The sequence below is a fragment of the Aeribacillus sp. FSL K6-2848 genome, assembly GCF_038004325.1.
Lineage (GTDB): Bacteria > Bacillota > Bacilli > Bacillales > Aeribacillaceae > Aeribacillus > Aeribacillus composti.
The window spans coordinates 1250373-1262225 of record NZ_JBBOQQ010000001.1; the positions used below are offsets into that span (position 1 = coordinate 1250373).

Genomic DNA, 11853 nt, shown 5'->3' on the forward strand with positions numbered 1-11853 from the left:
TTGGAATAAAAACCTTCTCCACTGACCATAATGATGACAAACAGTCTTGTAGTAAGGGGGCTAATTATGCTGAATTTGTACGATGTTTGGGTAAACTGGTTTGAAGGAGAAGAAAATGGTTATAATGTTTGTCATTTTCATGAATGGAGAAAGGATGATAAGGTTGAACTGTTAGACCAAGTACCGCTGATTAAAGTGAGTAAAGAACTTTATGATTATATTGAAAATGACTTAAAAGAACTGCCTGAAAAACTTTTAAAGGATGTTTACCAGAAGGCATATGCCCGGAAAAACCATGAGAGAATTCAGCTAGATTATTGCTTTGTTGTTTCGGATGGCAACGGCATTTTAGCAGTAGATACGATCGGATATACGACGCCAATTCGCAAAAGCCGGCTTATCCCAAGACAAGAGCAGCTTGTATATGACATGGTGAAGGATTTAGAGCCGGAATCATACGAGTTCTCACAAACAAATGACAAAGACAAAAAAGATTATCATCTTTTATCCCTTGCACCTGAATATATGCACGGATTAACCCGCAAAGAAAGACAGCTGAAACAGCTTTTGTTTATGGCTCTTGATCAATTGCAATCGACAAAAAATACGGCGGAAATGAAATATTGGTATACGGAATGGAATCCGTACATGTATGGTCAAATTCAATCACTCGGTTTTGAGGAAATTTGGACTATGCTTTATGAGGAAGCGATTGTCGGATGGTCTCAAAAGCATGAACAATTATGCGAACGATTAATAAAAGGGCAGCCTTTCTTTGAAAAGCTTTGGGAAATGGAGCAAGAACCGAAAGTAAATTAAGGAAGAGGGCACTATATCAGCCGCCCTCTTTTTATCGAACAATATTTTTTTAAGCTAGTATATTTGTTTTGTTTAATCAGCTCCATCATCAATCGTCATTCGTTCGCTAGCGCTTTTATTTTCGTTTTTTTCTTCCCAATCCCATTGCATTCTCCATTTTTTTCAACATTTTGGATGCTACTTTGTTTGCTTCCTCCCGGCCTCTGTCTAAAATGTCATCAAGTTCATCAGAATCAATGAGCTCATAATATTTTTCCTGAATCGGCTTTAAAGTGTTAATGACGACTTCTGCCAAATCCGCTTTAAATTCACCATAGCCTTTTCCTTCGTATTTTGTTTCCAGCTCGGCAATTGACACGCCAGCTAAAATTGAATAAATAGATAAAAGGTTGGAGATGCCAGGTTTGTTCTCTTTATCATAACGAACCACCCCGTCTGAATCAGTCACAGCGCTTTTAATTTTCTTTTCAATTTTTTTTGGATCATCGAGAAGGGAAATAAACGATTTTTCATTCGCATCGGATTTGCTCATTTTTTTCGTCGGATCTTGAAGCGACATAATCCGAGCACCGACTTTTGGAATGCGGACTTCTGGAATTTTAAAAATGTCTGCATATTTTTTGTTGAATCTTTCGGCTAAATCCCTTGTCAATTCCAAATGTTGTTTTTGATCCTCGCCGACTGGAACAAGGTCCGTGTTGTACAAAAGAATATCGGCGGCCATTAAAGGCGGATAAGTTAACAGTCCTGCTGAAACAGCTTCTTTCCCTTTAGATTTATCTTTAAATTGTGTCATTCTTTCAAGCTCGCCAATATAAGAAACGCATTGAAGCATCCATCCTGCCTGCGCGTGAGCGGGCACCTCCGATTGAATGAATAGGGTGGATTTTTCCGGATCGATGCCGACTGCTAAATATAATGCAGCAAGGCTCTTAATGTTTTTTCTTAATTGAAGTCTGTCTTGCGGAACAGTTATAGCATGCTGATCGACAATGCAAAAATAGCATTTATATTCATGCTGGAGCTCTACAAATTGTCTCATTGCTCCGATATAGTTTCCGAGTGTTAACGTGCCGCTAGGCTGAATTCCTGAAAAGATCGTTTTCATGTGCAAACTCCTCCTGATTTTTATATATAAAAAAGCCCATCCGTCCGTATAGGGACGAATGGACCGCGGTGCCACCCTAATTATTTCACAAACTTTCATGTGAAATCACTTTTCGTCTTTTAACGCAAGACAAAAACGCCGCAGCTTACTGATTTCAGCTGAGAGCTCAAAAGTCCATTTCCATACCGGACAGTGTTTGTTTCCACCAGCCACAAACTCTCTGAAAACTGTTTTCGGCATGTACTTCTCTTTCTCATCGCCTATGTATTCATTTACAGATGATTATAAAAAAATTGTGTATTCTTTGCAACTTCTCAGCGTCTTTCTGAAAAAATTTCTTTTTCATGTTTGATCGAACCAAAAAAGGGGAAAAGAAGAGTAGAGAAAGAAAAGAGGTGTTAATTGAGAAAATGGCCTTGAAAATGATCATCATTCACCGGTTGTAACATTTTTGTTATAATTTGAGAAATAAAAACATATAGGCGAAGTCGCTTTTTTATAGTATAATAATCAATACAAATTACTTTTTTAAATTTATTTTAATGTGAGATTGGCATAGTTTTTATATATACACCTATATTTTTCACGAAAAGGAGAGTGATTGGCATGGTAATATTGTATACATCTCCGAGCTGCACATCTTGTAGAAAAGCAAAATCTTGGTTAGAAAAGCATCAAATTGAATATAGAGAGCGGAACATTTTTTCCGAGCCGTTAACGATCGAAGAAATTAAAGAAATTCTTCGTATGACAGAAGACGGAACAGATGAAATTATTTCCACTCGTTCAAAGGTTTTTCAAAAATTGAAGGTTGATGTTGAATCGCTTCCTTTGCAGGAGCTGTATGATATTATCCGGAAAAACCCTGGAATTTTGCGCCGCCCGATTTTGATAGATGAAAAACGTCTTCAAGTCGGTTATAACGAGGATGAAATACGACGCTTTCTGCCAAGAAAAATTCGCACCTACCAGCTGAGAGAAGCTCAGAGAATGGCAAATTAAAAGGGAATGATGCCTTCCGTACGCAAAGCAAAATAGATTGCGGAAGGCTGTTATTTTTTTGTTATGTTGTAAAAAAGGGCAAAGAAAAGGATGAGACAAGCTGTGAAATAAGGGAGAGTTTGTGCAACAGCTTCAGTTTTCAACAGAGGGGTCATTTTTTCATCCGTTGCCATCATTTTACCTGCTGTATAAGCTAATATTCCTCCGCCCCCGTAAATGAGCAAAGGAAATCGGGACATGCCAGACATGATGAATCTGCTTCCCCAAATAATGATCGGAATGGATATAAGAAGACCTGTTATGACAAGAAAGATATTTCCTCCAGCTGCTCCAGCAACCGCAATGACATTGTCAAATCCCATAAAAAGGTCAGCCAAAACAATCGTTTGGATGGCTTTCCACAATGAGCGGTGGCTTTTCACGGAAGTATGCTCACCTTCATTTCCTGTCAATAATAAAAAGGCAATATACATTAAAAATAATCCGCCAAAAAACTGTAAAAAAGGAATGTTCAATAAATGGACAGCCAGTACCGTTAACAAAATTCGGCTGAGTATCGCGAGCATTGTTCCAAATAAAATTCCTTTCCTCCGCTGATTTTCCGGCAAATTGCGGCATGCCAGCGCAATGACAATGGCATTATCTCCTCCTAATATGAGGTCAATGCCAATGATAAGGAATAAAGATGTGAAAAATTGTTCATCCATCAGTCAACCTCTTTTCAAATTATGGCTCGTACAATATATATGAAAAACGAAATATTTTATGCTTAATAGGTAAATAACGGTTTTTTTCAAAATCAAGGCTTTTTTTATTTCTTTATGAAGTGATTTATCATACAATAGAATTAGAATTGAACAACTTGGTGCTCGCGATGAAAATTTGGAAATTTTTTAAATTAGGAAAGAAAAGTGCAACGAATTCGGGGGTTTATTGTCCCTTCCAAAAATTTAAAAAGAAGGGAAGGTTGTTCAAATGGAAATCGAACGCATTAATGAAAACACAGTAAAATTTTATATTTCATATGTTGACATAGAAGAACGAGGATTTGACCGAGAAGAAATCTGGTATAACAGAGAAAGAAGCGAAGAGCTGTTTTGGGAAATGATGGATGAAATTAATGATGAAGAAGACTTTCCGCTTGAAGGTCCGTTATGGATTCAAGTTCATGCCAATGACAAAGGGCTTGAAGTCATTGTCACAAAAGCACAGCTGTCAAAAGACGGACAAAAGCTGGAGCTTCCGGTAGTCGATGAAAAATTAAGAGAAATCCCGGTTGATGAGAATATAGAATCTTTGTTGGACAAACATTTTAATATGTCTGAACGATCTTCCTCAGATGAGAAAGATGAAACGGCGCAATTGCAATTTGTCATAAAGTTTCAGGACTTTGAAGACGTTATTTCGTTAGCATCCCATCGTTTGGACGGATTTTTGAATAGCTTATATGTATTTGAACAAAAATATTATTTATTCGTTGAATTTTCGGATAAAGACGATGAACAAATTGAAAATTTGCTCAGCATTATGCTTGAATACGGTCAGGAATCAAGGATGACAATTCACCGTCTTGAAGAATACGGAAAGCTGATTATGAAGGACAATGCCTTGGAACAAATCGAAACGCACTTTTCTTAAATTGCCGATTTCATGTTCGAAATCGGTCTTTTTTACTTAAGGAACGCTTAATATCTCAGATCAAATGAGATATGTCCAAATCGAGAGATAAGAAATATCGATTGCCTGGAGGAAGCTTATGAGAAAATTTCTGCAAGTAATCGTTTTTGCCATTGGTCTAGCTATCATCTTGTATTTAACTAAGAACATCTGGGAGGAATGGTTTTTAGGAGCCGTTTCCATTTTGTTCACGTTATCCATCATTTTTATCGGATTTGTTATTTTCTTGGAAAACCGCCACCCAACTCAAACGCTTACTTGGCTTGTTGTTTTAGGAGGATTTCCATTAATAGGCTTCTTCTTTTATATATTTTTTGGAAGAAATGTCCGGAAGCATCGTCTATTTAAGAAAAAAGCTTTAATAGATGAGCAAGCTTATGCTCAATTTGAATTTCATACATATGAAGATAAAATTAAATTCATGAGAAATCACCAGCGCCTATTATTTAAGCTTGCCCATAAGCTTGGCCGCAGTCCGATTTCTTTTCGGACAAATACAAAGGTGCTGACGAACGGCATTGAAACATTTGACCATATTTTTCGAGAGCTTCAAAAGGCGGAAGATCATATTCATCTTGAATACTATATTGTTCGGCATGATGTAATTGGGCAAAAATTAAAAAAGCTGTTGATCGAAAAAGCGAAAAACGGTGTAGAGGTTCGATTTTTATACGATGCAGTCGGCAGCTGGAAGCTGTCCAAAAAATACAGGAAGGAGCTCCTCGATGCCGGGGTGGAAATGGTTCCATTTTTACCTGTAAAGCTTCCGTTTTTGTCTAACAATATTAACTTTCGCAATCATCGTAAAATTATTGTGATTGACGGAAAAGTCGGCTTTGTCGGAGGTTTAAATATAGGAGATGAATATTTGGGAAGAAATCCGTATTTCGGCTTTTGGCGGGATACGCATATGATGCTCGAAGGGGAAGGAGTACGGACGCTCAATCTTATTTTTTTACAGGATTGGTATTATATGACTGGGCAGAAGCTACTTACCGATCGATATTTGCTGCCTCATTTTCAAATGGACGATAAAGAAGGAGGCGTTCAGCTAATCGCCGGCGGTCCTGATAATAAGTGGGAGGTCATTAAAAGCTTGTTCTTTTCGATGATCGTTTCCGCAAAAAATTCGATATGGATCGCCTCTCCGTATTTTATTCCTGACGAGGATATAAAATCCGCTTTAAAGATTGCTGCGCTGAGCGGCATTGACGTTCGTCTCCTCGTTCCGAAAAGGCCTGACAAACGGATTGTATTTTATGCGTCGCGATCTTATTTTCCGGAGCTTTTAGAAGCCGGGGTTAAAGTGTACGAATATGAAAAAGGGTTTATGCACAGCAAAATCATTATTGTTGATGGCGAACTGGCATCGATCGGTACGGCGAATATGGATATGAGAAGTTTTCATTTGAATTTTGAAGTAAATGCTTTTTTATACCGAACGGACAGCATTGAAACGCTTGTAGAGGATTATATTCGAGACATTGAAAATTCAAGTGTCATCGACCTTGAACAATTCAAAAAACGCCCGCTATATATAAAGCTGTTTGAATCAACGTCGCGGCTTTTGTCTCCTTTATTATAAAACACCGTTTTTGATACAGCGGTGTTTTTTTTAGGATAAAGCTCTATTTGAGCGGATTTCACAACACCACGGGTGAATTGCCGACCGTCACGATGTAAAATGGCGAACCTTTATTGAAACGAATGAAGCAACATCTAACTTCCGCCTCTTTAGCGGCAAGCATGCGTTTTTGAAAAAAGTATATTTTTACATGAAGTGTTTCTGGCATCTTTTAAAACTTATGAAAAACGCTGCTTTTGAAAGGATTTTTTTCCCTTTTGTCGAATGTTTCTATTTGTGAAAGGAAGTGATGATTTATATGCTTGTTGCCCTTTTGCGAAACGGCGAAAAAGTAAATGTCGCCGCCCCGTACTGGTCGACAGAAAGGCTTCTAAAACTGAAAGAAGAGCAATCCTTTTTTTGTCCGGCTTGCAAGGAGCCGGTAAAATTAAAAATTGGCAAAATCAAAATTCCTCATTTTGCCCACTTAACGGCCTCTTGTCGGGCTGATTCGGAAGCGGAAAGCACGTACCATTTGAACGGAAAAAAGCAATTGTATGTTTGGTTGAAAAGGCAGCGGTTAGCTGCGGAAGTGGAAAAATTTATACCTTCTATTGCACAACGAGCGGATCTGTTTGTATCTTTTCAGCATAAACGGTATGCGATTGAATACCAATGCTCTAATATTCCCCCTGATCAGGTGATAAAACGGACAAATGGCTACAAAAAAGAACGAATTAAACCGATTTGGATATTAGGCTGGAAACAAATGAAGCAAGTCGGTGAACATCAATATCGACTGACTCCTTTTCTGTGTCAGTTTCTTCATTCCCCGCAAAACGATCATCCTTTTATCATCAATTATTGCTCAGATAAGAAAACCTTCATCTTTTTTTCCCATCTGATTCCGTTTTCTAAACAGAATATTTTTGCCGCATCTGCTATGATCTCCCCAGAGTCGTTTTTCTTTCGAGATTGTTTGCAAGGAAAGAGCCTGGCGGCAAACGGTTTATGGAAGCATTGGCTGAAGAAAATAAGTCAATATCGCTTAAAGCCGCTGTTTCAAAAGACGAACGAAGAGCGAAAGCTGCAAAAAAAGGTTTACGAAACAGTTGGCTTATCTTTATCGCAGCTGCCAGTTGAAGTTTTTATCCCTTTAAAAAGCGGTTATATGGTTGATGAGGCGGTCTATATTTGGCAATGCTCAGTTTTATTATTTATTGAAACATTACGCGCCGATGAAGTATTTCACGCAGAAAAGCTAGTTTGGCACCTTAAGAAAATAGGGATGAAAGAAAGAAGCTGTAGCGTAAAAACGGATTTAAAAAAGCCGATTATAGAATATTTAACGACTCTTTCCCATTTAAAATTTTTGCAGCCAATCGGTCCATATTCGTTTCGAAAAACATCATCTCCTTTTCATTTGGAGGCGATGGAAAAGCGTGAACAACGTCTTGGACATTATTTGGACAAGGAAGGTATGTTTTTTTCTGCTGTAGAATAATATAAGCATAGTGATTTATTGCGTTTTGAAAAAAATTTCAATATGATGGAAACAGACTGATTTTTTTAAAGGGGGAATCGAGAATGGGCAATGAAACAGCTGTCAAAAGGCTGCCAAAACGGGAAGAAATCCCTGTTGAGTATACTTGGCGGCTAGAAGATATTTTTGCTTCTGATGATGAATGGGAAAAAGAATTTGAAGAAGTAAAGCAGCTAATTCCAAAAATCGGTGAATATAGAGGAAAATTAGGTCAATCCTCCGATCTGTTATATGAGGCGCTCTCTTATCAAGATTCCGTGATGGAGAGGCTTGGAAAGCTTTATACATATGCCCATATGCGCTACGATCAAGATACAACTAATTCTTTTTATCAAGGATTGAATGACCGGGCAGCAAATCTTTATACACAAGCTTCCAGCCTCTCATCCTATATCGTTCCGGAAATACTATCCATTGAAGAAGAAAAGCTTCAGCAATTTTTGAAAGAAAATGATCAATTGAAGCTTTATGCACATGCCTTGGACGAAATCAACCGGCAAAGACCGCACGTGCTCGATGCGGAGCAAGAGGCTATTTTAGCTCAAGCTGCGGAAGCCCTGAGCACTGCCTCCAATACGTTTGGAAAATTAAATAATGCGGACTTGGAATTTCCAGCAATTAAGGATGAAAATGGAGAAGAAGTGGAAATCACTCACGGCCGTTATATCCAGTTTTTGGAGAGTGAAAATAGACGAGTCCGTCGCGATGCGTTCCAAGCATTATACGCAACATATGGAAAATTTAAAAATACGTTTGCCAGCACATTAAGCGGAGCTGTTAAGAAAAATAATTTTTATGCGAAGGTGCGGAAATATGAGAATGCTCGCCAGGCTGCACTAAGCGCCAACAACATTCCCGAGGAAGTCTACGACAATTTAGTAAAAACGATCAATGAACATTTGCCGCTGCTCCATCGTTATGTCGATTTGCGGAAAAAAGCGCTGAAGCTTGATGAACTTCATATGTATGATCTTTATACGCCGCTTGTACAAAACGTCGATATGAAAATCACGTATGAAGAAGCGAAAGACATCGTATTGAAGGGGCTTGCTCCATTAGGTGAAGAATATGTCGGCATTTTACAAGAAGGCTTTGAAAACAGATGGATTGACGTTAAGGAGAATAAAGGGAAACGAAGCGGAGCTTACTCCTCTGGCGCCTATGGAACAAATCCATATATTTTGCTGAATTGGCAAGATAATGTGAACAATTTATTCACACTTGTTCACGAGCTTGGCCATTCGGTGCACAGCTACTATACAAGAAAAACACAGCCGTATCCGTACGGAGATTATTCTATTTTTGTCGCGGAAGTGGCTTCTACATGCAATGAAAACTTGTTAAATGAATATTTGCTCAACACGATCGATGATGAAAAGAAACGTTTATACTTGCTGAATCATTTCCTTGAGGGGTTTAGAGGAACGGTATTCCGGCAAACGATGTTTGCTGAGTTTGAACATTATATCCATTTGAAGGCGCAAAACGGAGAGCCGCTCACACCGGAATTTTTGACGCAAACGTATTATGAGTTAAACAAAAAATATTTTGGTGACAACATTGTGGTCGATGAAGAAATTGGCTTAGAATGGGCAAGAATTCCGCATTTTTATTACAATTTTTACGTTTATCAATACGCAACAGGCTTTAGTGCTGCAAGCGCCTTGAGCAAGCAGATTTTATCGGAAGGAGAAACTGCCGTTGAAAGGTACATTAATTTCTTGAAAGCGGGAAGCTCTGATTATCCGATTAATGTGCTGAAAAAAGCAGGGGTCGATATGACATCAACCAAGCCGATTGAAGATGCATGCAAAGTATTTGAAGAAAAGCTGACGGAGATGGAGGAGCTGCTGTTAAAGTAAAGTGAAAGAAAACAGGAGCATCATCTGAATCCAAAAAATTAGTGGCATGAGTTCGATCTGGAACTGGACTCATGCCTTTTTTGTTTCCGGTCATATAAAAACTGCACCTCCAATTGTCAGTTGTATCTACTAATTGAGATGCAGTTCATCATCCCGTCCTCTTTTTTATCTTAAAATCCGCGGAACGTTTTTCGATGGTTAAACAGAAGAAACGATATGAAAAGAGAAATAAAAAGCAGGGGGGCAGAAACGAAAATCGGTGCGAGATTCATCAATCCTAACAGATTATAAAAAAAAGCGAAGATGACGAGCAGCAGGCTGATTATGAGCCAAAATGTTTTCACGATTTTTCCCTCCTACACATGTTCTAAAACGAGGAAAAAGATTTTGTATATTGTATGCAGCTTGCCCGTTCTTCATGTTTTGTGACAAATTTGTGAATTGTTGTTTTCCCCTCTTGCAAACTGAAAAAGGAATTTGTTATATTAAAAACGTGAAATTGATCACAAACAAACATTTACCCCTTTGTTTGACCGTGAAAAATTTCTCCCATCCCCTTTGTTGTCATAAGACAAAAAGAAACCACAAACGTTTGTTTGTGGTTTCTTTTTTTAATTGTTTAATAAAGATAAAGCGCTTACATTTTTGATTAAAAACGTTCCCCATCAGCATAGAAGCCGATGGGGAACGTTTCGTTGAATTAAAACCCTCATCTCACTGCCCGATATAGCGCCAAAATGTTCCATATTTTACAGGCACCCGCTCAACTTGTTGCTTTAAAAGCAGTCTTTTCATTTCACGTTCCGTTTCTTCATCAGTCATGTTATACACAACAGAAATCTCTTTTGTTGCGACAAATTTATAATGCTTTAAAAAAATCTCTATTGGCGGCACTTGAGACGGCTTCGGTTTATCTCCGACAAGCTCGCAAAGAATATCAACATATGTTTCATAAGGATATAATCCGGTAATTTTTAATCCTTCCTTCTCTTCACGGCAATGAAAAAAGACAAGGGAAGGAATTTCATGCACGTCCATTTCTTCTGTAATTTTATAATCGCATTGAAGTGCTTTTCTTGCACTTTCGGAATATAAGTCCCTCTCAAATTCATTGACATCAAGGCCGACATTTTTAGCAATTTGTATGAGAACGTTTTGATCAGAGACATTTTGCTTTTCTAAAAAAACAACTTCCTGTAAGTGCCGCAAGAAACGGATGCCCGCTTTTCTCCCTTGAAGCTCCGCTGCTTTTAAAGCAAGGGAAGCTCTGTAGGGTGATGATATAGGGTTTTCAAGCCAAAGGTTGCCGTCACATGACATGCCGGTTCTGCTCGCTATCTTCTCCCATGATTGGGCAATTGTTTTCGGTTTCCGCCGTTTTGTTAAGTTTAAATTAGCAAGCTTTCCGCAAACAATATGGCGCAATGAGAAAAGCCTGCCGTATTCGATTTGCAGTTTTTTGATAAACGGTTCAAGCGCCCAGCATTCAGGGCATAGCGGATCAATAAACATATAAATCTCGATCGGCTTTTTAGGATGGCTGTGACAATGAGAAAAGAAGTGAGCAGCATTCACTTCGTCTTTTTTGTCAGGTTTCAACTGAATACTCCTCCTGATCTTCGTCTTTCGAATTAATCATGTGATGGGCGGTCACCACAAGCCGATCGTAGAAAAACTCTCGTATTTCCCCGTCAAGTCCGACCTCGTCCATTGCTTTTCGCATACATGAGAGCCATGCTTCTGCTCTCCTCGGCGTAATCGGGAATGGAAGATGGCGGGCTCTGAGCATCGGATGTCCGTGTTCTTTTGTGTAAAGTGGCGGACCACCTAAAAACTGTGTCATAAATTGTTTCTGCTTTCTGGCAGTTTCCGTTAAATCCTCCGGGAAAATAGGTTTTAAAAGAGGATGTTTTTTAACAATTTTATAAAAAGCATCGATTAGAGCGTGAAGTTTCTTTTCTCCAATCGCGTCATATGGAGTTAAGGGTGGTTTTGTCATGGTGATAGCTCCTTTGGAATCATTCGTTAATAATGATGTTACATTTATTTTATCAACATAACTTATTTATCTCAAACGAATCGCTTTGAAGGAGTTGGCTGAGGCAATGCAAACAAAAGGATAAATAGCGAAAGCGGGAGCTATTTCCGCAAATATGTTGTGCTTGCTGTGAAATGAACATAGAAGGACTTGCGGCTTGAAGCGCAGCTATCGAAGATTAGCCGAAATCGATTGGATAACAAATATTTCCAACTACTTTTAATGAAAAAGAAAAAGGTG

Annotated in this window: 11 protein-coding genes and 1 other annotated feature; of the genes, 6 read left to right on the top strand and 5 right to left on the bottom strand. The window is 38.5% G+C overall.

Features of this window, described 5'->3' with window-relative positions:
* Positions 1-66 precede the first annotated feature (66 nt).
* Positions 67-819, top strand: coding sequence for a YjbA family protein (locus NSS70_RS06255; protein WP_066248356.1), 753 nt, complete (start codon positions 67-69; stop codon positions 817-819).
* Between the two features lie 115 nt (positions 820-934).
* On the opposite strand, the gene trpS is transcribed toward NSS70_RS06255, so the two are convergent.
* Complete coding sequence (trpS, locus tag NSS70_RS06260; RefSeq protein WP_066248353.1) at positions 935-1927, bottom strand: tryptophan--tRNA ligase; 993 nt, start codon at positions 1925-1927, stop codon at positions 935-937.
* A 47-nt stretch (positions 1928-1974) separates the two neighbouring features.
* Positions 1975-2193, bottom strand: a binding site (T-box leader).
* Positions 2194-2533: 340 nt separating this feature from the next.
* Here trpS and spxA point away from each other — a divergent pair.
* Positions 2534-2929 (top strand): transcriptional regulator SpxA, encoded by a 396-nt coding sequence (spxA, locus tag NSS70_RS06265; protein ID WP_063387002.1) that lies wholly within the window; start codon positions 2534-2536, stop codon positions 2927-2929.
* Between the two features lie 50 nt (positions 2930-2979).
* On the opposite strand, the gene NSS70_RS06270 is transcribed toward spxA, so the two are convergent.
* Positions 2980-3636, bottom strand: a complete 657-nt coding sequence (locus NSS70_RS06270) for a TerC family protein (protein ID WP_144596613.1) — start codon at positions 3634-3636, stop codon at positions 2980-2982.
* 268 nt (positions 3637-3904) lie between these two features.
* Between NSS70_RS06270 and mecA the strand changes: the two genes are divergently transcribed.
* The 4 genes from mecA (at position 3905) to pepF (ending at position 9575) form a co-directional block, all read left to right on the top strand.
* On the top strand, positions 3905-4567 hold the full coding sequence (gene mecA, locus NSS70_RS06275) for an adaptor protein MecA (RefSeq protein ID WP_063387000.1): 663 nt from the start codon (positions 3905-3907) through the stop codon (positions 4565-4567).
* Between the two features lie 118 nt (positions 4568-4685).
* On the top strand, positions 4686-6191 hold the full coding sequence (gene cls, locus NSS70_RS06280; RefSeq protein WP_339211161.1) for a cardiolipin synthase: 1506 nt from the start codon (positions 4686-4688) through the stop codon (positions 6189-6191).
* A 289-nt stretch (positions 6192-6480) separates the two neighbouring features.
* Positions 6481-7674, top strand: coding sequence for a competence protein CoiA (locus NSS70_RS06285; RefSeq protein WP_339199157.1), 1194 nt, complete (start codon positions 6481-6483; stop codon positions 7672-7674).
* Positions 7675-7757: 83 nt separating this feature from the next.
* The gene (gene pepF, locus NSS70_RS06290) at positions 7758-9575 is read left to right on the top strand and encodes an oligoendopeptidase F (RefSeq protein ID WP_063386997.1); all 1818 of its coding nucleotides are present in this window, start codon (positions 7758-7760) and stop codon (positions 9573-9575) included.
* A gap of 170 nt (positions 9576-9745) precedes the next feature.
* Here the strand turns inward: pepF and NSS70_RS06295 are convergent, their stop codons facing one another.
* From NSS70_RS06295 to NSS70_RS06305, 3 genes are all read right to left on the bottom strand, one after another.
* Entirely contained in the window at positions 9746-9919 is a 174-nt protein-coding gene (locus NSS70_RS06295; RefSeq protein WP_162536160.1) for a hypothetical protein, read from the bottom strand.
* A 370-nt stretch (positions 9920-10289) separates the two neighbouring features.
* On the bottom strand, positions 10290-11174 hold the full coding sequence (locus NSS70_RS06300) for a ClpXP adapter SpxH family protein (RefSeq protein ID WP_063387492.1): 885 nt from the start codon (positions 11172-11174) through the stop codon (positions 10290-10292).
* Complete coding sequence (locus NSS70_RS06305) at positions 11164-11574, bottom strand: globin domain-containing protein (RefSeq protein ID WP_339199165.1); 411 nt, start codon at positions 11572-11574, stop codon at positions 11164-11166. The genes NSS70_RS06300 and NSS70_RS06305 overlap by 11 nt, the downstream gene beginning before the upstream one ends.
* Between the last annotated feature and the right edge of the window lie 279 nt (positions 11575-11853).

Bases quoted from the DNA above. Each gene is read 5' to 3' on its own strand.
- NSS70_RS06255 (WP_066248356.1), top strand. From the start codon at position 67: ATGCTGAATTTGTACGATGTTTGGGTAAACTGGTTTGAAGGAGAAGAA.
- trpS (WP_066248353.1), bottom strand. From the start codon at position 1,927: ATGAAAACGATCTTTTCAGGAATTCAGCCTAGCGGCACGTTAACACTC.
- spxA (WP_063387002.1), top strand. From the start codon at position 2,534: ATGGTAATATTGTATACATCTCCGAGCTGCACATCTTGTAGAAAAGCA.
- NSS70_RS06270 (WP_144596613.1), bottom strand. From the start codon at position 3,636: ATGGATGAACAATTTTTCACATCTTTATTCCTTATCATTGGCATTGAC.
- mecA (WP_063387000.1), top strand. From the start codon at position 3,905: ATGGAAATCGAACGCATTAATGAAAACACAGTAAAATTTTATATTTCA.
- cls (WP_339211161.1), top strand. From the start codon at position 4,686: ATGAGAAAATTTCTGCAAGTAATCGTTTTTGCCATTGGTCTAGCTATC.
- NSS70_RS06285 (WP_339199157.1), top strand. From the start codon at position 6,481: ATGATTTATATGCTTGTTGCCCTTTTGCGAAACGGCGAAAAAGTAAAT.
- pepF (WP_063386997.1), top strand. From the start codon at position 7,758: ATGGGCAATGAAACAGCTGTCAAAAGGCTGCCAAAACGGGAAGAAATC.
- NSS70_RS06305 (WP_339199165.1), bottom strand. From the start codon at position 11,574: ATGACAAAACCACCCTTAACTCCATATGACGCGATTGGAGAAAAGAAA.